Origin of the sequence: Shinella sp., from assembly GCF_049651085.1 — a bacterium.
Classification (GTDB): Bacteria; Pseudomonadota; Alphaproteobacteria; order Rhizobiales; family Rhizobiaceae; genus Shinella.
Window position 1 is genome coordinate 73,671 of the sequence record NZ_JBASBL010000005.1, and the last position, 20,395, is coordinate 94,065.

The following is a 20,395-nucleotide window of genomic DNA, read 5'->3' on the forward strand; positions in this document are numbered from 1 at the left end:
GTTATAACATCTTGCGAAAATGTGTCCAGCCCTCTCGGCAGTTTTTTGCCGGAAAAATGGGAAGATTTGCAAGCTGTGGAAAAGATTGCATTTTTCCCGCGTGACAGGGCTGTCATATCTCGTCTTCGTCAGCCTTCCTTTCGTCGTCGGCGACGGGGATGGCGTAGGAGCCGGAGAGCCAGCGATTGAGATCGACATCGCGGCAGCGGTTCGAGCAGAAGGGATAGTGCTCGCGCGCCGACGGGCGCTTGCAGATCGGGCAGGACACGGCCTTGCGCAGGGGAGCGACATTGGCCGCCGGTTTTGTATTTTCGTCGCTCATGTCAGGCGTCCGCCCAGCCCGCGTGCACGTCGAAGCCTTCGCCGGAAAGAAGGGTGAGGGTTTCGTAGAGGGGAAGGCCCACGACATTCGAATAGGAGCCGACCAGCTTGACGACGAAGCTGCCGGCAATGCCCTGGATGGCGTAGCCGCCCGCCTTGCCGCGCCACTGGCCGGAGGCAAGATAGTGCTCGATGTCGGTCGACGACAGGCGCTTGAAGCGGACCTTGGTGTCGATGACCTTCTGGCGCACGGTGCGGTTGGGCGTGATGAGGCAGACGCCGGTGAAGACGCGGTGGCTGCGGCCCGAGAGCAGGTGCAGCGCGCTCGAGGCCTCGTCGATCATCTCTGTCTTCGGCAGGATGCGCCGGCCGACGGAGACGACCGTATCGGCCGCGAGGATATAGCTGCCGGCAAAGGCAGGATCACCCTTGATGGCGGCAAGCGCGGCCTGCGCCTTGCCGGTCGACAGGCGCCGTGCGAGCGAGCGGGGATGCTCGGAACGCTTCGGCGTCTCGTCGATATCCATCGGCATCAGGCGCACGGCCTCGATGCCCGCCTGCGCGAGCAGTTCGACGCGGCGCGGGGAGCCGGATGCCAGGATGAGCTTGTCGGTCTGCGCCATAGGGTCTCCGGGAAGCTCCGGGGTGTGCCGCTCGTTGCGCACCGGCCGGGGCCGGGCGAGGGCGCGGCCCCCAGGACCTGCTAGAAGCGGCTTACTTGAAACGATAGGTGATGCGACCCTTGGAGAGGTCGTAAGGGGTCATCTCGACCAGCACCTTGTCGCCGGCGAGAACGCGGATGCGGTTCTTGCGCATGCGGCCAGCGGTGTGCGCGATGATCTCGTGCTCGTTTTCGAGCTTGACGCGGAAAGTGGCGTTCGGGAGCAGTTCCGTCACGACGCCGGGAAATTCGAGGACTTCTTCTTTTGCCATCTTGTGATGATATTCCTTGAGGGTGGATTCGGGGCGGCTGGATGCCAGCCTCGAAAATTTGCCGGAAACTACACAATCCCCGGTGCTTTGTGAACACCGAAGCGCCGGGTTTCTGCATTTGCCGAAAATCAGGCCGCCATGCGGTCAGCCCGTGTCTTTCAGGCGCTTCTCTATCAGAGTTTTCAGGAATTCGCGAACATCGCGATAAGAACTGAGAATCTGCTCGCGCGTGCCGCTCGCAACGGTCGGGTCGGGCGTCGGCCAGTACATGACGTCGACAGCCATGGAGCGGGTGAGTTCAAGGGCAGCATGGTGCGCTTCCGGCGCCAGCGTCACGATGAGGTCGAAGTAGTCGTCCTCCAGCTCGTCGAGCGAATGGGGCGCGTGGCGGCCGAGCGAGAGGCCGACCTCGTCCAGCACAGCATCGACGAAGGGATCGCGCTCGCCGGGGCGCACGCCGGCGGAGGCGACATAGGTGCCGGGCAGGAGGCTGCGCGCGATGATTTCCGCCATCGGCGAGCGCACCGCATTCATACGGCACATGAAGAGAATCGAACGGGGCGTTCGCGGCCTGGCTTCCAGAGGTGGTGCCGGGAAAACGCCCTCCATCGCCTACCCGCGCCAGTAGAGGACGCAAACGAGCGTGAAGAGCCGGCGGGCGGTGTCGAAATCGAACCGGATCTTTCCGGAGAGCCGGTCCATCAGCGTCTGCGAGCCCTCGTTGTGGATGCCGCGGCGGCCCATGTCGATCGCCTCGATCTGGCTGGGCGTCGCCGAGCGGATCGCCTGGTAGTAGCTCTCGCAGATCATGAAATAGTCCTTCACGATGCGCCGGAAGGGCGTCAGCGAGAGGATGTGCGTGGTGACCGGCTCATCCGCCTCGGTGCGGATGGCGAAGACGAGCTTGGAATCGAGCAGGGACAGATGAAGGCGGTAGGGGCCGCCGGCATGGCCGAGCGGTTCGAAGGTGTTCTCCTCGATGAGGTCGAAAATGGCAACCGCACGTTCGTGCTCCACATCGGGCGTTGCGCGGCCGATCGTGTCGTCCAGCACCACGTCGCAAAGGCGGAAGCTGCCCTTCGTGCCCATGCCTACGTCTCCAGATTGAGCCGGATGGCGACGGAGCGGGCATGCGCGCCGAGCCCTTCGGCTTCGGCCAGCGTGATGGCGGCGGGGCCGAGGGCGCGCAGCTGATCGGAGCCGAGGCGCAGGATCGAGGTGCGCTTCATGTAGTCGAGCACCGACAGGCCGGAGGAGAAGCGCGCGGAGCGCGCGGTCGGCAGCACATGGTTCGAGCCGCCGACATAGTCGCCGATGACTTCCGGCGTGTGGCGGCCGACGAAGATGGCGCCGGCATTGCGGATCTCGGGTATCAGCGCATCGGGATCGGCGGTGGCGATCTCCAGGTGCTCTGCGGCGATGCGGTTTGCCAGCGGCACGGATTTGGCAAGGTCGGGCACGAGGATGACGGCGCCGAAATCGCGCCAGCTGGCGGCGGCCGTCTCGGCGCGCTCCAGCGTCTTCAGCTGCCGCTCGACGGCTGCCTCGACGGCATCGGCAAGGGCGGGGCTGTCGGTGATGAGGATCGACTGGGCGCCGGCATCGTGCTCGGCCTGGGCGAGCAGGTCCGCGGCAAGCCAGTCCGGATCGTTGTCGCCGTCGGCGATGATGAGCACTTCCGAGGGGCCGGCGATCATGTCGATGCCGACCGTACCGAAGACCTGGCGCTTGGCGGCGGCGACGAAGGCATTGCCCGGGCCGGTGATCTTGGCGACGGGCGCGATCGTCTGAGTGCCATAGGCAAGCGCGGCGACGGCCTGTGCGCCGCCGATCCGGTAGATCTCGTCGACGCCGGCGATGCGCGCGGCGGCCAGCACGGCCGGATTGATCGCGCCGTCCCTGGCGGGCACGACGATGACGATGCGCGGCACGCCGGCGACCTTGGCCGGCACGGCATTCATCAGCACGGAGCTTGGATAGCTCGCCGTGCCGCCGGGCACGTAGAGGCCGACGGCATCGATCGCCGTCCAGCGCGAGCCGAGGCCGACGCCGATATCGTCCTCGTAGATGTCGTCCTTCGGCTTCTGGCGGGCGTGGTGCTTCTCGATGCGCTGGGCGGCAAGTTCCAGCGCGGCTATGATCTTCGGATCGACCGCGTCAAAGGCCTGGTCGATCTCCTCCAGCGACACCCGCATGGAGGTGGTGGAAAAATCGAGGCCGTCGAACTTCCTGGAATATTCGGTGAGCGCGGCATCGCCGCGTGCGCGCACATCGTCGATGATGGTGCGCACGATGGCGTTGACGTCTTCGGAGACCTCGCGCTTGGTCGTCAGGAAGGCAGCGAACCGGCTTTCGAAATCGCTGCTCTGGTAGTCAAGTCTGATCGCCAAGTCGTCCGTCCCTGTCGCTCCCGGCAAGGGGCGCCGGGCATATGCCTCAAGCCGCCGGATGGCGGGGTTTCAAGTTGGTTTCCCATGCTCCGCCGGTATCTGCAAGCTGAACTTCGACGCATTCCACATCGAGCACCACGGATGCATCGCCCGAGAGCACGAGTTCCAGCGTGCCGTCCGGCCCTTCACCGTTCTGGTCGAAGTTCACGGCGAGCAGGGAGAAGACGGCGTCCTTGTTGTTGCGGTCGATGCCGATCGAGCGAACGGCGTCGACGCGCTTGAAGGCGACGACGGCGCGGCGGCGCTCGAAGCTCTTGCCGCGGCCGCCTGCATTTTCCCAGACGAAGCGGTTGACGACGACGGAAAAGATACGATGGCGGGCGTCAAAGGAGAGGCCGTCGGTCTTGAAGACCGCATCCTGCAGGTGAGCCGAGACGATGGAGAGGTCTTCCGTGTCGAGGGCGAGCAGTTTCAGGCTGTCCATGGTGCTGTCCTTCAAAAGCAATCCAGCAAAAGTGTGAAGTGCTTTTGCGTCCGGCGTTGCGTGAAAATACTCGGGACGCCGCCGTGGGCGGAATCCCGATTTATCCACGAGATAGGACGGCGCGCGGCGGTCTGCAACTCCGCCGCGCGAAAGATCAGTCGCTGACGCGCTCGACGATGGCGCCGCAGCGGGTGAGCTTCTCTTCCAGCCGCTCGAAGCCGCGGTCGAGATGGTAGACGCGCGACACCATGGTTTCGCCCTCGGCGGCAAGGCCGGCGATGACGAGCGAAACGGAGGCGCGCAGATCCGTCGCCATGACCGGTGCGCCGCGCAGCCGCTCGACGCCCTCGATCTTGGCGGTCTGGCCGGACAGCGAGATCTTCGCGCCGAGGCGGGCCAGTTCCTGCACATGCATGAAGCGGTTCTCGAAGATCGTCTCGGTGATGTGCGAAATGCCGCTCGACATGGTCATGAGGCCCATGAACTGCGCCTGCAGGTCCGTCGGGAAGCCGGGGAAGGGATCGGTCACCACGTCGACCGGCTTGATGCCGCCGCCGTTGCGCACGATTCGGATACCGCTCTCAGTCGCGGTGACTTGCGCGCCGGAGCGGCGGATAGCCTCAAGCGCGGTATCGAGCAGCGCCGCATCCGTGCCTTCCAGCACGACGTCGCCGCCGGTCATGGCGACAGCCATGGCATAGGTGCCGGTCTCGATGCGGTCGGGCAGCACGCGGTGGCGGGCGCCGGAGAGCTGCGTGACGCCCTCGATGGTGATGGTCGCGGTGCCGGCGCCGGTGATCTTCGCACCCATCGCGTTGAGGCACTTGGCGAGATCCTGCACTTCCGGCTCGCGGGCGGCATTGCCGATCACCGTCGTGCCGCGGGCAAGCGTCGCCGCCATCATCATGACATGCGTGGCGCCGACGGAAACCTTCGGGAAGGTATAGCGCGCGCCGATGAGGCCGCCGGCCGGTGCCGTCGCTTCGACATAGCCGAGATCGATCTCGATCTTTGCGCCGAGCGCGGCAAGCGCCTCGATGAAGAGGTCGACCGGCCGCGTGCCGATGGCGCAGCCGCCCGGCAGCGAGACGCGGGCCTTGCCCTCGCGCGCCAGCAGCGGGCCGATGACCCAGAACGAGGCGCGCATCTTCGAGACCAGCTCGTAGGGCGCGGTCGTGTCGACGATGTTGCGCGAGGTGAAGTTGACCGTGCGCGAATAGCCTTCGCCCTGGCGCTCGCGGCGGCCATTGACGGAAATGTCGGCGCCGTGGTTGCCGAGAATGCGGATGAGCTGCTCGACATCGGCGAGATGCGGCACGTTTTCCAGCGTCAGCGTGTCGTCGGTGAGGAGCGACGCGATCATCAGCGGCAGCGCGGCGTTCTTGGCGCCGGAGATCGGGATGGTGCCCCGGAGCTCATTGCCGCCTACAATCCTGATTCGATCCATGTATGACTACGGGCCGCGCCCGCCTTTCTCAAAGAATATCGGCTTTCGGAGATGGCGGCTTCTTTAGAGCATCGCAATCGAAAAATGAAGACCGTGCCGGCGGCCCGCCTTTCGGCGCGCACCGGTTCCGGAAACCGTCCCCGTAGCCTTCGTGGGAAGACGTTTGTGACTAAACGTCCGATTCGTCTTTTTTTGCGGCAGACCCGACGCCTGGCAGTCCCGTTGTCTCATCCGCCTCGCCGGCGCGCCGGGCGCGCGCCTGCTGCTTGCGGCGCTGGAGATTGTCGCGCAGCGTCCTTGCCAGCCGCTCGGCGCGTATCTCCGCCTCCGTCCTGATCTTCCCGCTTCTCGTCTCATCCTTGCCGTTCATGCCTACCCTTTAGCGAAACCGTCCGCATGAAAAAAGCGTGTCCTTCACCGGATTTGTTGCAGAATAACAAATTGGCCGCTTGCGCTGCCCGATCACCTGTGGCAATAGGCCCTCGCTCACGTGAAAGCAGTCTTCTGCTTCACAGGATGCTGCTATAGCTCAGGGGTAGAGCACTCCCTTGGTAAGGGAGAGGCCGAGAGTTCAAATCTCTCTAGCAGCACCATTTTTTCTATGGAAAAGCGCCTTAAGCCTCAATAAGTTACTGTTTTCCGTGGCTTCCGTCAATTGCGGAGCTACAAAACATGTCACGAATTGCATCACGGCGAAGGTGGGTAATGACTGGGCCATGGCCTCATCCGAAGACTGGCATCCTCTATTATCGCAAGGCGACTCCTCCAGACATCCTTGCTGAGCGAAACCGACTCGCTGAATTCGGCATCAAGGTTACGCGCGAAATTCAGCGCTCACTTGGCACAAAAGATCGCAAGCCCGCCGAACGCGAATACAAGAGGGTCTCGGAAGAGGTGGAGGCCGAATGGGACCGCTGGCGGCTAGTCCTCCGGGACGGGCCTTTGGTCCTAACTCCTAAGCAGGAATGGGCCATTGCGGGAGATTACACAAAGGCTTTCCTTGCAAAGCATGAGGATGATCCCTTTGCCGCACCTGTGGCTCCGCCCCTTCCTGAGGCTGGTAACGATGATCGCGGCGCGGTCGCAAAAACCTTGGCCAAAATGGGAGCCGCTGAGCGCAGCAAACTGAAGGCGGACCTCGCGGCGTACCTGTCGGCTGAAGCGAACCTGAAGACGAAGTTGGCGTTTCGTCTCCTGGAGGCTTATCCTGCACTAAGGCAAGCGTTCGGCCCAGATTTTTCGGTGATGTTGGAGGAGGCCCACGGCAAGGACACCGACAACGCCCTGGCGGCTCATGGTCTGTCGGTCGCGTCGGAGACACGTCGCATCATCAATCTGCGGATGCTGGACTTAATGGGTGCAACATCAAGAGCCCTGGCGGCACGGAGGGGGGGCGACTATAGCCCGGTAGCGGAGTTAGAAAAGCTGCCGCCATTCGCGACCTGCTCGCCAAAAGCTAGCGCCTCTGGCCTATCCCTGGAGTATCTGCTGAACCACAAGGCCTTGTCTCATAGCATCAAGACGAAAACGATTGAAGACACCCGGAGTCATCTGAAGAAATTCATTCAGTTTGTGGGCCATGATGATGCGCGGCGAGTTACCAAGGATGACGTTAGAAAGTGGAGGGACTCGCTAAGAGAGCGCAAGGACCTGTCGCCTAAGACCATTTCAGACCGCTACTTGTCGGCTCTAAGCTCGGTTCTGTCGCATGGCGTCAAGGAGTTTGACCTTCCGGTAAACGTCGCTTCAGGTATCAAAGACAATCGGGCTGCTTCACCTCCGAATGGCTCCAAGGGGTACACGGAAGAGCAAGCGGTGGAGATTTTGAAAGCAACCTTCCAAGGGTCTTCCAAAGACATATCGGAGCCACACAAACGGGCAATCAAATGGGTGCCTTGGATACTGGCCTATACGGGTCTTCGAGTATCTGAGGTGACGCAGTTCCAGGGAAAGAATCTTCGGGAAGAGGACGATATCCCGTATCTCTTCATCACGCCCGATGACGGCAGTACCAAAAGTGGAAAGGCATGGGCCGTAGGCATCCACAAACATCTCATTGAAATTGGTTTGCTGGACTTCATCAGGTCGCAGGGTGATGGTCCGTTGTTCTATCATGCGTATGAGGCCGGGACGGACCTGACTGCGCTCGATAGGCGGCATAGGGCGAAAGATGCGGGGGTGAGGGTCTCAAGGTGGATAACGGACGAACTTGGCATAGCGGCTCCTCATGGTCGCGCTAACCACGCTTGGCGGCATCTGTTCACCACAAGAAGCCGGGGCTGCGGAATGGACAAAGAGACGCGGGATTATATGATGGGGAGCCGCTCAGGTACGGACGCAAGGGAAGGCTATGGTGACTGGCCTCCAAGTGTTATCGATGCAGCGATAAATTCTATGCCGCGCTTCTTGGTCGCCCGATAGTGTGGCCGCCGTAGAAAAGAAGACCAGCTTCCTGCAAATAATAGTGAATGAAGCTAGTGAGCCCACTTGAATAGCTATGGTTGAATCTCTTATGTAACAATTGTGACCTCGCGAATGGGGCATTATCCGGTCACGAGGATTTTTAATCTGGGGGATTGGAGCAGCTGTTGAAGCTGTCAAGGCTCATGAAGATATTTATTGCGAGGTCCATTAGGATTTCCCTAGATATCGGATTACGCCAGCAGAATGCGCATAGCATCCTGATGACAGTATAGACGATTAGATCGATAAAGTGCCTTCTTTACCAAACGGTGCGGGGCAAGGGATTTGACCATAAAGGCACATGGCAACCTTGCCCCCTCTCGCTCCCTAAGCAAACCGGAGGAGTGGACCTTTAAGCCGAAAAGCTACCCACATTTCGACGCCTTCCTGTCTGAGGCGGAGGCTAGGGCACTTGCTGCCGACGCCTCGCGAGTAGCCGCTCACACCTTCTATCCTTTTCTTAGATATCACCAACGTTGGACAAAGTTCAGCGAAAAGGGCGTGAGCGGGGTACCGAAGGAGCGTCCCATTCGGTTTGCAGGCCGCGCTGATTCCTATATTTTCAGCTACTACCGACACCTCCTATGTGCCCCTTTCGAAAAGGAGCTTAAGGCTCGCGGCCTTGACCACAGTGTTCTGGCTTACAGGCGGGTGATAGGAGCGGACGGCAAAGGACAATGTAACATCCACTTTGCTTTGGAGGCCGTGCGGGTGATCCGTGCCATGGGCGACTGCTGCGTTATCGCATTAGACATTAGCAGCTTCTTTGAAAGCCTCGATCATGAGCGGCTTAAGCAGAAATGGTGCTCGCTACTTGGGGTATCGCGTCTTCCCGCTGATCACTACAAGGTGTACCAGGCGATTACCTCGTATTCCGTGATAGACCGGGACGAGCTTTTTGAGCGCTTAGGCTACATAGGACCGAAATATATTTCGAGAACGGGAGAGCCCATAAATGGATATCTCGTCGAACAATCCTTGATTCCACGCCAACTTTGTACAGGCAAAGAGTTCCGGGAGAAAATAGCCGGTGGGAATGGCCAGCCGTCACTGATCAAAAGGCACTGGAAACCCTATGGAATCCCCCAGGGGTCCCCAATCTCCGACTTGCTCGCAAACTTTTATCTGTTGGACTTCGACACCTCAATAAAGGCAAAGGTTGACGAATTGGGCGGACGTTATTTCCGCTACTCCGACGATATCTTGATTGTTGCGCCTGTCGAGCCCGAAGCGGCGCTGGAACTGGAGGAGTGGGTACGGGCGGAGATAATCTCTCATGGGCCAAAGCTCCGCATTAAGCGTGAGAAATCTGCGATCTTTCACTATGAAGGGAGTGGCGAAGATCAGAGCTGGTCAAGAATAGTAGGAGAGCAGGGTACAAATGGTCTGGAGTATCTCGGCTTCCGGTACGATGGGCGGAACATGTTACTGCGCGATAGCACGCTCAGCGGTCTCCAGCGAAAGGCGAACAGCAGCGCGAAGCGAATGGCAATTACGCTTCTAAAGCGCTTTCCTGAAAAGACTACAGACCAAATCATGTCAGATTTCAACCTGAGCGGATTTCTTCAACGTTACGGGCGCGTTCGAGACTTTGAAAGCAAAGCAGACGACGTTAGAAACTGGACGTTCTGGACATATGCAACGCGGGCGGCCAGCTTAACCGCTCCGTTGGGCTTGCCAATATACAGGCAACTTCGGAATTACCGACAAAACATGCGTGCGCACCTGAAGCGGGCCCTTGAGAAGCGACGCCCGGTATAGGCCCGAAGGTTCGCCGCTGCCTCTTTGAAGAGCTGTCCCGGCGTCCCCAAATTGTCGAGGGCTGGAGACCCCTACCACACCTGCATCGGGTCAGTGGCATCCGGTGATGTACGTAAGGGGCTGGTCAATTGCGGGGCCTATGCCGCCTCTTCCTTGATCCTCTTCGCTAGTCTGGAGAGGGTAGAGGTAGAGACCCCTGTTGCCGCCACGATGCTTGCCCACGTTTGGCCTTTCTTCAGCATGTCCATGAGTGCGGCATTGCGTCCAGCGTCCTCTGGTCTCCCCTTGTAGAGTCCTGCGGACTTGGCCTTCTCGATACCTTGGGTCTGTCTTCTGCGACGGTCTTCATAATCCTTCCTGGCGATAGCGGCCAGCATGTCCAGCATCATGCCATTGATCGCGTCTAGCATCCTGCTGGAGAACTCATCGCCTCCTTGCTGTATCAACTGGTGGGATGTCGGGAGGTCCAGCGCGACCACGCGGACCCGCTTAGCGGCAATCTCCGCCTTGAGCTTCTCCCAGTCCCCGGCATTGAGGCGGCTGAGCCGGTCCACCTGTTCTACCAGGAGCACGTCCCCCGGCTGGCAGTCAGAGAGGAGGCGGAAGAGTTCGGGACGCTGGAGGGACGCGCCGCTCTCGTTCTCGACATAGGAGGCGGCAATCCTCAGGCCGCGCTCATCAACGAAGCGCTGTAGGTCTGCCTTCGCGCGGCTGGCATCTTGCTCTTTGGTGGAGGCGCGGAGATATGCGCGGATGAACATGGGTGAGGCTCCGTACTTCGCTTTGGATAACTTCGATAATATTGCTTCGCTTTAAATTGTCAATGGAATTTATCGAAGTGCGACTTGATGGGGCCTCTTCCGCTTCTCTTGAGGTGTACCTTATCGAAGTGATGCCTGTGTCGGTTCACAGTGACGGCACATGATGTTAGTTCGGGCGTGTAGTTAGGAGGAGCACTATGCGAGTTTACAGGCTGGAGCCTAAAACGGGCCTAAAACGATATGCCATTCAGAAGAATGGCTTCTTCATCCTTGGCGACCCAAAGCTAGGGAGTAAGCGCCACACAGTGGCCAACCAAGTGTTGGTCCGCACTGAGCAGGAGATGGTAGACCTCATCACCAAGGCGGGTCATTACGTCCGCGTGGAGAGCGATGACCCCCGTGGAAACCTTGTTAGGCTCAATCTGCATGTAGATGGGAGGAAGGTCACTTGAGGGGCAAGCCGTGTGGTGCATCGCGCCGACTTGAGGATGTGCAGAGGCGGGGAAAATAGGAGGGGCTGGAGGGGTGCCCCGGTGTCGCGCTTCCTGGAGCGCCCCTCCGGTCTTGGCTTCATGGGGCCTGGGGTACCCCCTGGCGGGGGGGAGTCGCCGCTTTGTCACGTAAATTGGAGATGTCGCGTGACCTACCCCTAAAGTTATCCGGGAGGAAGCTGTGAACTGTTCCCCTTATGTTTTGACTCTGCGCAGTAGTCGAGCGATCATTGCAACGCAGGATAGGAAGTGGGGTGGGGTATCGCCACAGAAACAACGAACAGTGAGTCCGCCACAGACAAAGCGGAAGTAGATAGGCTTCTAGAGCACTGGAAGCGGACCCTTGAGTTACGCAATGACCAGATAACGACGTTCGACAAGTCTGTCCTTTGGGCTAGTGGTGGAGCCTTGGCGCTCACCATCGCAAATGTGGACAAGCTTGGCGGGGCGAGTGATGGCGTCGGCATACTCCTATTAGCCAGTTGGTTATCCTTCGCGATTTCCGTTTGCTCAAACGTGATCTCATATTGGACAAGTACTCAAGACGCGGAATGCGAATTGGAGAGAATAAGGGAGAGCGTTGAAGAGGGGAGGCCTTATGTCGTCGGCAATAGATACAGAACTGCGACGTACGTATTTAATTTTATGGCCCTTGGTCTTTTCCTAATCGGCGTCTTCCTACTCATAACGCACGCATACCTAAACTTAGGAGGGACCAGATGATCAACAGGCAGGGCCCAAGCAAACCAAGTCCATTGGGTGGGAAGCCTTCGACTCGACCAGGGCCGAAGCCTAAGAAATATTGAGGACTGCGCTACATGGCTGACACAAAGAAACCTAGTCGAGAAGGTGTGGTCATATCGCGTAAGGGGATGATGACTTCGGCCCCCGCGCCTAGGCCCCAAGCGCCCAAGCCAGCGCAGGCCGCTCCAACGCAAAAGCCGCCTGGAAAGTAACTTGGTGGAGAAGGCTATGGGTACTGTAGATGGAGGGGACTACGAGGACGGCCTCAGGTGGCGGCTGGAGGTGCTTCTGGCAAAATTTGAAGCGGGGGAGATGAAATTTACTCCAGAAGTCTTCGATCAAATGAAAGCCAGTTTGCTTGCCGTCAGGACGCGCCCCGATGGGACGATTGACCTGGACAGTGTAGATGGGTCCGTACGCGCACTTGCCGCTGCGACTGCCGGATTTCACATAAGGGAAAAGGAGAAGGATGCGGCCTCGCTTGAGGAGGTTGCAGACGCGTACTTCAGATTTGTCGAAGAAAATTGCGGCTTTTTCGCTCAAGAGGCAAGGCGCCTTGGGCTGGACGCCCATCAATTTGCAGGCCGTGTGTCAAGTAGTCCCACAGCAGTCAATGAAATATCCCCGCAGATTGCAGGCTTCATAGAGTATCTTTCGGAGTTTTGGGGGGCGTTAACAGATGCGTCGCACTATCATTTGCAAGATATTCGGGCGACGAAAGCAGTTTACGGCGGTGACTTATTTCCGAGTCACGCGAGAAATATTGCTAGCTCTGTCGGTCTGTATATAGATACTATTATTCTAAATGATCCATTTTGGCAATCAAGGCACATATTTGAGATGGCGTCCCCCGAGATGCGGGTGTATTACTTCGTGAAACACTCGGTAAACGTTCTGGGTTACAAAGCCCTCGCTACGGCAAACCTTGATAAGCCTATTGTTGTTGTTGTTCCTCACCGCTCTCCAGATGGCGATGACACCGACATCCTCAAATTGATCACTACAAGAGATGCGCTAAATCACGCAGCCGCTTTGTTTGGTAGGAGGTTTTCCTCCGCTGAAGAATTGAACGATTTCGGGCAAAGGCTCGATACCATCGGATCGGTTGTTAGAGAGTGCAGGAACCCCGAACGATTGCTTTTCGACACCGAGTGGACTGGCGACATTGCGGAACAGATCGAGAAATCCTTGAATGGAGATTGGGCATCGTTTGGTGGCTCCTCACATCCAGGGATGATGGTTGTAGGGCAATGCTACGGAAGAATGGGGCAAGCAACAGATGCTCTGTTAAAGAGCCGCTACCTGGGTGGAACACCACTCATCGAGGCTCCTACTTCTTGGAAATACTTTAACTGGAAGCTGGAATATAATTCAGAGGCCGATGCTAACGAGAATACACACTTGCACATGATAAAGGGGCTTCAACATATCAGCGAAACAGACGGTCTCTGGCTAGGAAAAATACCGCCTGACGCATTGATTGAGATGAGAACTTCGGGAGCCTTCGAGGAAATACGGTCTGTTTTGTCCCAGGGCATCGAAGAAATTGCCAGAGCCAAGCCACAAGCCTTTTTCCGTTCCAGTGATAAGATCGTAGATAACATCCGCGAAGCCTTCGACCGGCATCAGAAAGAGGTCCGGGACTTGCGAAATAGAAACATAAAGTTTGCCGGTGCAGACATCGGGTCGTGGATGATAGCCGGTGGCCTTGAGGTCGCGGCAGCGATCACCGGAACCGCCACGTTCGGGCTTGCGGCGCTGGCGGCTACTCAGGTACTCGACGCGCCGACGCTGAGAGAAATTCCAAAAAAGTTCTTGGGGCTAAGAAATGCTCGAAAGGAACTGAGAAAGTCCCCGATGGGCTTGTTTTTCAAACACCACCAGTAGTGCATGCGCAGCGAATGAAAGGGCCTTGCAGTTACCCGTCCGCCCGCACCATGCGCCTCAGAGACATTCCGATTTCCGCAAGCGTACCTAAGGCCAAAGCTGCTGCCGCCATGTACATTCCCTTGTCAATCATCGGGCCGGTCTTGATGGGCGCTGGAGCTTCCCCGTTCGGTAGCGTGGCCTGCTCGATTATACCAGAAGCATACCCAAAGCCCGCCACCATGTTCAGAACACCAAGGATAAAGACCAGATAGGCAACGATACGTGCAGTGCGCGTGAAGAACACAAAGACCCCCATGATGGCCTCCCGGATGGAAGACCTTGTAGTTTACCCGACGGGATCATGGAGGAACTACCTTGAGTCGTCACCTACTACCGTGCATCAGGCCACCTTTCATCAACAGGGAGGGCTTCAGCGGCGCTTTCTTACGGAGTATGGGAGCCTGTGGAATTATAATTCAGGGCTGCTGCGAGCGCACATGGAAATCATCAGGAGTACACTGGGCATTCTCTTGGGAGTCTGCATCTCCGCGTTCTGCATATTCGTCTGCTTTTTCTACCTCAGGGCAGGCATCTACGGGGCAGACGTTTGGTTCGGCTGGAGCGGCTGGTGGGTTGTGGTGCTGGCCGTTCTGCTCACCCTTTTTCTGCAAAATCTGGGGCTAATGGCCGTCATGATCGTTGGTGCTTATGGGGCCTACTATGGGTGGCGGTGGGACTGGTGGCTGGTCGCCATCGTCTTCTTCCCCGGCCTTGCCCTTATGCTCGTCTCGGGGATATTCGTCGCGATTGGTGGCGTGGTTGGCTCCCTCTTTCGGCGAAGGGCGGCATAGCGCCGAAGGCGGGCTAGTGGACCCCCGTGCCGCCGTAGACCGGGGCGGCGATCTTGAAGAGGCGCTCAAAGCTTTCCGCCTTGCGTATCAGCCTCTCCTGTATCGGCGTGGTCGTGGAGTTCTCGTCGGACTCCTCCAAGACGCCAAGCCATGTCAGCGGCCTTACGAGGTTGCTGGCGATGAAGAAGGAGGCGGCGTGTCGGTTCCCAAGAGGTCCGCTCTGCGGAAACAGGTCCACGGGAACTGCCCATTCGGTGAAGTCTCCAAGCTTCACCCAGTCACCTAGCCTGTTGGAAACGACGCCAAGGATATGCCCCAGGTCCCAGAAGAGCGGAGCCGCATGGGCCGGGATACGATCATAGTAGGGTTCCTTCAGTATCCACTCCGCCAAATGGACCTGAAGCTCTCCGTACTCGCCAAGCATTCCCTTTCCCGCCTTGAACCGCGCCGGCTTTTCCGGAGACCGTTTGGTTTAAGTTATGCGGCCATGGCTGGCGCGTCCAGCATGGCATAGTATCGTTCTTCGGCCTCGGCTGGCGGTATGTTGCCGATGGGTTCCAGAAGGCGGCGGTTGTTGAACCAATCTACCCATTCCAGCGTGGCGAACTCCACGGCTTCGAAGTTTCGCCACGGTCCTCGCCGATGGATGACCTCGGCCTTGTAAAGACCGTTGATCGTTTCAGCGAGAGCATTGTCGTAACTGTCGCCAACGCTTCCGACAGACGGCTCGATGCCCGCTTCCGCCAGCCGTTCGGAATAGCGAATGGACACATATTGCGATCCGCGGTCGGAATGGTGAACCAGTCCACCACGGTGCACGGGCCGCCGATTATGTAGTGCCTGGTCGAGGGCATCGAGCACAAAGCCCGCATGGGCAGTCCGGCTTGCCCGCCAACCGACGATGCGGCGAGCGAAGGCATCGATCACGAACGCGACGTAAACGAAGCCCTGCCAAGTGGCCACATAGGTGAAATCAGAAAGCCAGAGCATGTTCGGCGCTGGCGCGAAGAACTGCCGGTTCACCCGGTCGAGCGGACATTGCGCGGTCTTGTCGGCCACCGTGGTTTTGACAGGCTTGCCTCGAATAACACCTTGCAGCCCCATACCCCTCATAAGCCGAGCGACGGTGCAGCGGGCGATGTCGTAACCTTCCCGCCGCAACTGCCGCCAGACCTTCCGAACCCCATAGACCTGGAAGTTCTCGTTGAAAACACGCCGTATCTCGATCTTCATGGCAATGTCGCTCCGAGCGCGGGCCGACAGTCGGTTCACGTCGTTGCGCTTGGCGATGACCTCGTAATAGGTGGACGGGGCAATCGGCAGCAGTCTGCAGATCGGCTCGACCCCGAGCGCCGAGCGGTGTTCGTCAATGAAGGAAATCATCGCTTCAGTGGGCGGTCGAGCTCCGCCATCGCAAAATAAGCTGACGCCTTTCGCAAAATCTCGTTGGCTTGCCGGAGCTCGCGGTTCTCCCGCTCCAACTCTTTCATCCTTGCGGCGGCATCGCTGGGCAGGCCTGCCCGTTTGCCGCTGTCGACCTCGGCCTTCTTCACCCACTCATTGAGCGTATGTGCCGAGCAGCCGATCTTGGCCGCTATCGAGCAGACCGTCGCCCAGCGGGAGGGATATTCGGCTTCATGTTCCGACACCATGCGAACGGCGCGGCCGCGGACTTCAGGAGAAAACTTGTTTGTCGTCTTGCTTGTCATAGACCCTACTTCTCACGAGTTGGGGTCTCCGGAAAAGCCGGCGCGGTTCAGTGTCGAATGCTGCCAGTCCCTCCGCAAGTTCATGCAGGGAGGAACGCGCTGGGTCTGATGGACGGACGTAGCTGCTTACGGGGGAGGCGATACCCTGGATGCGCTCGGGAGCGGATACCTCTCGGATTTGTGGTCGTGCCATGATGTCTCCTTTGAGAATGACATGGGGGGATTGTTCGCGCTGACCTGGAGTGGTGGCGCTGTGACAGTGATGTGGTGATGAAATGGGTTTCGACCGTGCTCGGTCATCATCAGTAGGCGAGCTTCACGCCTAGACCTGATATGTCAAAGACCAGTGGCAACATCACCACCTTCCACCAAGCGCAGCGCAAAGAGTCCCCGACCGTTCAGACAGCAAATCTGAGTGGTTAAGGTGCGACATTGTGGAAATATTGCTTGGATGATTGCTTGGTACGACATTGCATAGCGTGCAACGAAGCAGAATGCAACGATAAGATACTTTAAAATCAAAGAGCTAGACTTCATATCTAGCGCGTCTACTAGACATGCCACACGCTTTTTCAAAGAAATTCAGCTTGTTGGCGGTCAGGCCTTGTTGGGCTGTGGCGCAGTCCTGAAGAGAAGAATTTTCGACTCGCGCCACAAACTTGCCGCTTCGACGCTAGTACATCCGCGCCATGACGAACGTGGCGGCGAGCACGATGGTGACCATCAAGCCGATCATCACGCTAATGCGGAGGGTCGCGGTGCGCATGGCTTCCTCCAGGTCCGCCTTGGTGGCGAGTTCGTTCACATTACCCATTGCAGTCCTCCACTAACGCTTAAAGGTCACCGGCTGGACGATGATAGAGGTATTTCAGATGCGCGGCCACTGCCTCGCCCTTGGCGGTGAGTTCAAAGCATTTCTTACGTGAGTTGTGCCGATTTTCGTAGGTCCGAACTAGGCCCATCCCCTCCTTGCCATCCCGGTAGTGCTCGCTGAGGTACCGCATGTGTGCCGATAGGGCCGATGGCGTTTTGCCGACACGACTTGCCAATTCTTCTAGCGACATGGGTTCACCATTACCGCTGCGGCTCTGCCACATCGCACACGCGGCGAAGACCACGACGGAACTCACGGGCAACATCAGGGGACCGGCGACGGAGAGGAGGTAGACGTTGGAGTCAAAGAGGGTACGGAGGTGATGATGACGAGGGTTAGACAAGATACATTCCCTTTATGTCACGGCGGAGAGACGGCAACAGGTGCCGCCCTCCAGGTGGCGCACTGACTGTTACGCGTTAGCGGACTCCTGCCGCCCCTTCGCTACGAACGGCGTCTTCTTGGTGCCATGCCGTCATGTCTTTGCCCTCCAGCAAGTCCTTGTGGAAATCGTAAAGCTCGGCGCGATCCAAGCGGCCCTCATCGACGGCTGTTAATGCCCATTGAGAGGCGTGCTCAAAGCTTTGGAACTTGGTAGCGGATGCAATGCTCGGATTGGTCATAGGTCGGTCTCCTTGAATGGGTTGGCGGATGTTGCAAGAGCTACAAGCAACAGCTACAAGAGGCCTTCCAAGAAGCCCGGAAAACCGGGGCTTTGCGGCGATGCTATGAGGCTTCAAATCTCTCTAGCAGCACCATTTTTTCTCCCCAGATTTCCATTCTCCGCCACGCTTCACGCTGCCTTTTTGCGTGTTTTTCCGGGTGGTTCTCCGACGATTCGTTTGAAGGCGCGGGCGAAGGCGGCTTGGGAGCCGAAGCCGAGGCGGCGGGCGGCGGTGTCGATCGGCAGCTTGTCGCGGCGGAACCATTGTTCGGCAAGGCGCATGCGCAGCGCCAGCACGTAGCGCTGCGGCGTCACCCCGGTCACATCGACGAAGCGCTTGGCGAAGACGGAGCGGGAGCTGCCCATTTCACGCGCCATGTCGGCAAGCGTCCAGTTGCGGCCGGGCTCGCGGTGGAGAGCGGCGATGACGCGGCCAAGCCGCGGGTCGCGCAGCGCCTCGATCCAGCCCGTCGCATCGCCGCAACCGCACTCCACCCAGCCGCGCACGATGGAGGCGGCAATGACGTCGGCAAGGCGTGCCAGGATGCCGGCCGAGCCGACGCGCTCCTGTCCCATCTCGCGCTCCATCGCATCGAGCAGCGGCATCAGTTCGGGCTGGCGACCGATCAGCGCGCCGACCGACATGACCTGCGGCATGAGGCCGACCAGCGGGTGAAGCGTATCGAGTTCGAATTCCATGCGGCCGGTGAAGACCAGCGTGTCGTCCTGCCGGTTCGTCTCCCTGACGCAGGCTTCCACCGCCGAAACCTCCGGGCAGAGCGGTTTGCACGTGTAGCTTTCGTAGTCGCGGATGGCGACGTTCGGGCCGGTGACGATCTCGTGCATTTCGCCGCGCGGCAGGAGCACGGCATCGCCGCAGGCAAGTTCGCGCACCGTCTCTCCGGCCGCGCGCAGCGTCACCTTGCCCCGCGCCACGAAATGGAACCGGGCTTCCTGCCTTGCGGGAAAGCGGATGCCGAAGGGCGGGCTGAGCTGGAGGCGGCCATAGCTCGCCCCGCGCAGGCGCATGCCCATCAGGAGTTCGCTGACGGCATCATGGGAGTTTTTAGCGGCGTCGGACGATGGATCAAACATAGCGGATAAAATGACATTGTGCGTCTTGCATTTCAACCCACCTGTTCGGGCACGCACTGCAACAGGAAAGGGATGGCAGATGACGGATGCAACAATCGTAGCGCCGCAGAGCGAGGCGGACGCCCGCCCGGCCTGGGGGGCGGTCCTTGCGATGACGCTCGGCGTCTTCGGGCTGGTGGGGGCGGAATTCCTGCCCGCAAGCCTTCTGACGCCGATCGCGGCGGATCTCGGGATTTCCGAAGGCCTGGCGGGTCAGGCTGTGACGGCGACAGCGGCCGTCGCGCTGGTGACGAGCCTGGTGATCACGGTGGCGACGCGCAAGCTCGATCGGCGGCTCGTACTGCTCGGCCTGTCGCTCTTCCTGATCTTTTCCAACCTGCTCGTGGCGATGTCGTCGAACCTTGCCATGCTGCTCACCGGGCGCGTGCTGCTCGGCATCGCGCTTGGCGGCTTCTGGACATTGTCGGCGGCGACCATGATGCGGCTGGTGCCGGAGCCCCATGTAGCCAAGGCGCTGTCGGTGATGTTCCTCGGCGTTTCGGCGGCCACGGTCTTCGCCGCGCCAATTGGAAGCTATGTCGGTGCTATCATCGGCTGGCGGGACGTCTTCCTGGGGGCTGCCGTGCTCGGAGCGATCGCCTTCGTCGTGCAGCTGGCGATGCTTCCCTCGCTGCCGCCGTACGGTCATTCACGCTTCGGTACGCTGATCGAAGTGCTGGCGCGGCCGGGCGTCGGCTTTGCGATGCTGGCGATCTTGCTCGTCTTTACAGGCCATTTCGCCTTCTTCACCTATATCCGCCCCTTTCTCGAAACGGTGACGGGCGTCGGCGTCGAGGGGATATCGGCCGTGCTGCTGGGCTTCGGCATCGCCACCTTCTTCGGCAATTATCTCGGTGCGGTGCTGCTGGAGCGCTCCATGCGCCTCACGCTGTCGATCATGCCGGTGGTGATGGGCGCCCTGGCCCTGCTGCTGGCCACTTTCGGCGGCAGTCTGGCGGGTGATGCCGCCATGGTCGGGCTGTGGGGCCTTGCCTTCGGCGCGGTGCCCGTCGCCTGGTCGACCTGGATCACCCGCGCCGTGCCGGACGAGGCCGAAAGCGCCGGCGGCCTCTTCGTCGCCGCGATCAACTTCGCCATCGCGACGGGTGCTGCCGCCGGCGGCGCGCTGTTCGATGCGAACGGCGTGACCAGCGTCTTCGTCGCCAGCGGGGTCGTGCTGCTGCTTGCCGCGCTCACCATCATCTCGGCGGTGCGTACCCGTCCGGCGTAAGGGGACGCCATCAGCGAAACGGCAGCCGCAGGCCGGTGGAACGGAAGGACCACCGGCCTGCGGCTTGTTGCAAAGGGAAAATAAGGACACGCTCCTCCCAATCCTCGGCCAGGCGCCTACATAGAAAGGATGGTTTTCGTGGAGGAGGTCATGCTGAAGCAGCGCTTTTCTCTTGGAATTTCCCTTCCGCCTTCGGCTGGACCGCTGGCATGCACCGTCGTCGCGAAACCTTCGACGCTGCCGTTGCGCTTCTTTCACTTTACGGCGA

The 20,395-nt window shown here is 59.4% G+C and carries 22 protein-coding genes, 1 tRNA gene and 1 other annotated feature; of the genes, 6 read left to right on the forward strand and 17 right to left on the reverse strand.

Features of this window, described 5'->3' with window-relative positions; genetic code table 11:
* Positions 1 to 112 precede the first annotated feature (112 nt).
* The 9 genes from yacG to WA950_RS02650 all read right to left on the reverse strand — a co-directional run bounded on the left by yacG (position 113) and on the right by WA950_RS02650 (position 5,945).
* Complete coding sequence (yacG, locus tag WA950_RS02610; protein ID WP_424550124.1) at positions 113 to 322, reverse strand: DNA gyrase inhibitor YacG; 210 nt, start codon at positions 320 to 322, stop codon at positions 113 to 115.
* A gap of 1 nt (position 323) precedes the next feature.
* The gene (locus WA950_RS02615; RefSeq protein WP_424550125.1) at positions 324 to 944 is read right to left on the reverse strand and encodes a Maf-like protein; all 621 of its coding nucleotides are present in this window, start codon (positions 942 to 944) and stop codon (positions 324 to 326) included.
* A 91-nt stretch (positions 945 to 1,035) separates the two neighbouring features.
* Complete coding sequence (infA, locus tag WA950_RS02620) at positions 1,036 to 1,254, reverse strand: translation initiation factor IF-1 (RefSeq protein ID WP_037119817.1); 219 nt, start codon at positions 1,252 to 1,254, stop codon at positions 1,036 to 1,038.
* Positions 1,255 to 1,398: 144 nt separating this feature from the next.
* On the reverse strand, positions 1,399 to 1,863 hold the full coding sequence (locus WA950_RS02625; protein ID WP_424550126.1) for a low molecular weight phosphatase family protein: 465 nt from the start codon (positions 1,861 to 1,863) through the stop codon (positions 1,399 to 1,401).
* Positions 1,864 to 1,866: 3 nt separating this feature from the next.
* Positions 1,867 to 2,343: a UPF0262 family protein gene (locus WA950_RS02630; protein WP_424550127.1), complete on the reverse strand. Its 477-nt coding sequence runs from the start codon at positions 2,341 to 2,343 to the stop codon at positions 1,867 to 1,869.
* 2 nt (positions 2,344 to 2,345) lie between these two features.
* On the reverse strand, positions 2,346 to 3,644 hold the full coding sequence (gene hisD / locus WA950_RS02635; protein WP_424550128.1) for a histidinol dehydrogenase: 1,299 nt from the start codon (positions 3,642 to 3,644) through the stop codon (positions 2,346 to 2,348).
* A 46-nt stretch (positions 3,645 to 3,690) separates the two neighbouring features.
* Entirely contained in the window at positions 3,691 to 4,128 is a 438-nt protein-coding gene (locus tag WA950_RS02640) for a DUF2948 family protein (RefSeq protein WP_424550129.1), read from the reverse strand.
* Positions 4,129 to 4,282: 154 nt separating this feature from the next.
* Entirely contained in the window at positions 4,283 to 5,575 is a 1,293-nt protein-coding gene (gene murA, locus WA950_RS02645) for a UDP-N-acetylglucosamine 1-carboxyvinyltransferase (protein WP_424550130.1), read from the reverse strand.
* A gap of 169 nt (positions 5,576 to 5,744) precedes the next feature.
* Positions 5,745 to 5,945 (reverse strand): hypothetical protein, encoded by a 201-nt coding sequence (locus WA950_RS02650; RefSeq protein ID WP_424550131.1) that lies wholly within the window; start codon positions 5,943 to 5,945, stop codon positions 5,745 to 5,747.
* A gap of 148 nt (positions 5,946 to 6,093) precedes the next feature.
* Between WA950_RS02650 and WA950_RS02655 the strand changes: the two genes are divergently transcribed.
* The 3 genes from WA950_RS02655 (at position 6,094) to WA950_RS02665 (ending at position 9,799) form a co-directional block, all read left to right on the forward strand.
* Positions 6,094 to 6,168: transfer RNA gene (locus WA950_RS02655), tRNA-Thr, on the forward strand.
* Positions 6,169 to 6,280: 112 nt separating this feature from the next.
* Positions 6,281 to 7,996, forward strand: a complete 1,716-nt coding sequence (locus WA950_RS02660) for a DUF6538 domain-containing protein (protein ID WP_424550132.1) — start codon at positions 6,281 to 6,283, stop codon at positions 7,994 to 7,996.
* A gap of 327 nt (positions 7,997 to 8,323) precedes the next feature.
* Positions 8,324 to 9,799, forward strand: coding sequence for a reverse transcriptase domain-containing protein (locus tag WA950_RS02665; protein ID WP_424550133.1), 1,476 nt, complete (start codon positions 8,324 to 8,326; stop codon positions 9,797 to 9,799).
* A 137-nt stretch (positions 9,800 to 9,936) separates the two neighbouring features.
* Here the strand turns inward: WA950_RS02665 and WA950_RS02670 are convergent, their stop codons facing one another.
* Positions 9,937 to 10,560 carry a recombinase family protein gene (locus tag WA950_RS02670; protein ID WP_424550134.1) on the reverse strand — a complete coding sequence of 208 codons (624 nt, stop codon included), beginning with the start codon at positions 10,558 to 10,560 and terminating at the stop codon, positions 9,937 to 9,939.
* 1,463 nt (positions 10,561 to 12,023) lie between these two features.
* Between WA950_RS02670 and WA950_RS02675 the strand changes: the two genes are divergently transcribed.
* Positions 12,024 to 13,682, forward strand: a complete 1,659-nt coding sequence (locus WA950_RS02675; protein ID WP_424550135.1) for a hypothetical protein — start codon at positions 12,024 to 12,026, stop codon at positions 13,680 to 13,682.
* Between the two features lie 31 nt (positions 13,683 to 13,713).
* On the opposite strand, the gene WA950_RS02680 is transcribed toward WA950_RS02675, so the two are convergent.
* Complete coding sequence (locus WA950_RS02680; protein ID WP_424550136.1) at positions 13,714 to 13,980, reverse strand: hypothetical protein; 267 nt, start codon at positions 13,978 to 13,980, stop codon at positions 13,714 to 13,716.
* Between the two features lie 181 nt (positions 13,981 to 14,161).
* Here WA950_RS02680 and WA950_RS02685 point away from each other — a divergent pair, with 181 nt between their 5' ends.
* Positions 14,162 to 14,515, forward strand: coding sequence for a hypothetical protein (locus WA950_RS02685; RefSeq protein ID WP_424550137.1), 354 nt, complete (start codon positions 14,162 to 14,164; stop codon positions 14,513 to 14,515).
* Positions 14,516 to 14,528: 13 nt separating this feature from the next.
* Here the strand turns inward: WA950_RS02685 and WA950_RS02690 are convergent, their stop codons facing one another.
* The 6 genes from WA950_RS02690 to WA950_RS02715 all read right to left on the reverse strand — a co-directional run bounded on the left by WA950_RS02690 (position 14,529) and on the right by WA950_RS02715 (position 18,857).
* Positions 14,529 to 14,939, reverse strand: coding sequence for a hypothetical protein (locus tag WA950_RS02690; protein WP_424550138.1), 411 nt, complete (start codon positions 14,937 to 14,939; stop codon positions 14,529 to 14,531).
* A gap of 53 nt (positions 14,940 to 14,992) precedes the next feature.
* Positions 14,993 to 16,224, reverse strand: a protein-coding gene (locus WA950_RS02695) for an IS3 family transposase (protein WP_424550139.1) whose coding sequence is annotated in 2 segments (ribosomal slippage) — positions 14,993 to 15,930 and positions 15,930 to 16,224 — 1,233 coding nt in all. Because the reading frame shifts where the segments join, the coding sequence is not laid out codon by codon here.
* Positions 15,824 to 15,940 (reverse strand) — a sequence feature (AL1L pseudoknot). Its footprint overlaps the gene before it by 117 nt.
* Before the next feature lie 673 nt (positions 16,225 to 16,897).
* Complete coding sequence (locus WA950_RS02700; RefSeq protein ID WP_424550140.1) at positions 16,898 to 17,038, reverse strand: hypothetical protein; 141 nt, start codon at positions 17,036 to 17,038, stop codon at positions 16,898 to 16,900.
* Positions 17,039 to 17,057: 19 nt separating this feature from the next.
* The gene (locus WA950_RS02705) at positions 17,058 to 17,441 is read right to left on the reverse strand and encodes a hypothetical protein (protein ID WP_424550141.1); all 384 of its coding nucleotides are present in this window, start codon (positions 17,439 to 17,441) and stop codon (positions 17,058 to 17,060) included.
* Positions 17,442 to 17,517: 76 nt separating this feature from the next.
* Complete coding sequence (locus tag WA950_RS02710) at positions 17,518 to 17,721, reverse strand: hypothetical protein (RefSeq protein ID WP_424550142.1); 204 nt, start codon at positions 17,719 to 17,721, stop codon at positions 17,518 to 17,520.
* Between the two features lie 170 nt (positions 17,722 to 17,891).
* Complete coding sequence (locus tag WA950_RS02715) at positions 17,892 to 18,857, reverse strand: AraC family transcriptional regulator (RefSeq protein WP_424550143.1); 966 nt, start codon at positions 18,855 to 18,857, stop codon at positions 17,892 to 17,894.
* 79 nt (positions 18,858 to 18,936) lie between these two features.
* Between WA950_RS02715 and WA950_RS02720 the strand changes: the two genes are divergently transcribed.
* Complete coding sequence (locus tag WA950_RS02720) at positions 18,937 to 20,127, forward strand: MFS transporter (RefSeq protein ID WP_424550144.1); 1,191 nt, start codon at positions 18,937 to 18,939, stop codon at positions 20,125 to 20,127.
* Positions 20,128 to 20,395 lie beyond the last annotated feature (268 nt).

Bases quoted from the DNA above. Each gene is read 5' to 3' on its own strand.
- yacG (WP_424550124.1), bottom strand. From the start codon at position 322: ATGAGCGACGAAAATACAAAACCGGCGGCCAATGTCGCTCCCCTGCGC.
- WA950_RS02720 (WP_424550144.1), top strand. From the start codon at position 18,937: ATGACGGATGCAACAATCGTAGCGCCGCAGAGCGAGGCGGACGCCCGC.
- WA950_RS02625 (WP_424550126.1), bottom strand. From the start codon at position 1,863: ATGGAGGGCGTTTTCCCGGCACCACCTCTGGAAGCCAGGCCGCGAACG.
- WA950_RS02675 (WP_424550135.1), top strand. From the start codon at position 12,024: ATGGGTACTGTAGATGGAGGGGACTACGAGGACGGCCTCAGGTGGCGG.
- WA950_RS02685 (WP_424550137.1), top strand. From the start codon at position 14,162: ATGGAAATCATCAGGAGTACACTGGGCATTCTCTTGGGAGTCTGCATC.
- infA (WP_037119817.1), bottom strand. From the start codon at position 1,254: ATGGCAAAAGAAGAAGTCCTCGAATTTCCCGGCGTCGTGACGGAACTG.
- WA950_RS02700 (WP_424550140.1), bottom strand. From the start codon at position 17,038: ATGGGTAATGTGAACGAACTCGCCACCAAGGCGGACCTGGAGGAAGCC.
- WA950_RS02715 (WP_424550143.1), bottom strand. From the start codon at position 18,857: ATGTTTGATCCATCGTCCGACGCCGCTAAAAACTCCCATGATGCCGTC.
- WA950_RS02615 (WP_424550125.1), bottom strand. From the start codon at position 944: ATGGCGCAGACCGACAAGCTCATCCTGGCATCCGGCTCCCCGCGCCGC.
- WA950_RS02680 (WP_424550136.1), bottom strand. From the start codon at position 13,980: ATGGGGGTCTTTGTGTTCTTCACGCGCACTGCACGTATCGTTGCCTAT.
- WA950_RS02690 (WP_424550138.1), bottom strand. From the start codon at position 14,939: ATGCTTGGCGAGTACGGAGAGCTTCAGGTCCATTTGGCGGAGTGGATA.
- murA (WP_424550130.1), bottom strand. From the start codon at position 5,575: ATGGATCGAATCAGGATTGTAGGCGGCAATGAGCTCCGGGGCACCATC.
- WA950_RS02670 (WP_424550134.1), bottom strand. From the start codon at position 10,560: ATGTTCATCCGCGCATATCTCCGCGCCTCCACCAAAGAGCAAGATGCC.
- WA950_RS02650 (WP_424550131.1), bottom strand. From the start codon at position 5,945: ATGAACGGCAAGGATGAGACGAGAAGCGGGAAGATCAGGACGGAGGCG.
- WA950_RS02660 (WP_424550132.1), top strand. From the start codon at position 6,281: ATGACTGGGCCATGGCCTCATCCGAAGACTGGCATCCTCTATTATCGC.
- WA950_RS02640 (WP_424550129.1), bottom strand. From the start codon at position 4,128: ATGGACAGCCTGAAACTGCTCGCCCTCGACACGGAAGACCTCTCCATC.
- WA950_RS02710 (WP_424550142.1), bottom strand. From the start codon at position 17,721: ATGACCAATCCGAGCATTGCATCCGCTACCAAGTTCCAAAGCTTTGAG.
- WA950_RS02630 (WP_424550127.1), bottom strand. From the start codon at position 2,343: ATGGGCACGAAGGGCAGCTTCCGCCTTTGCGACGTGGTGCTGGACGAC.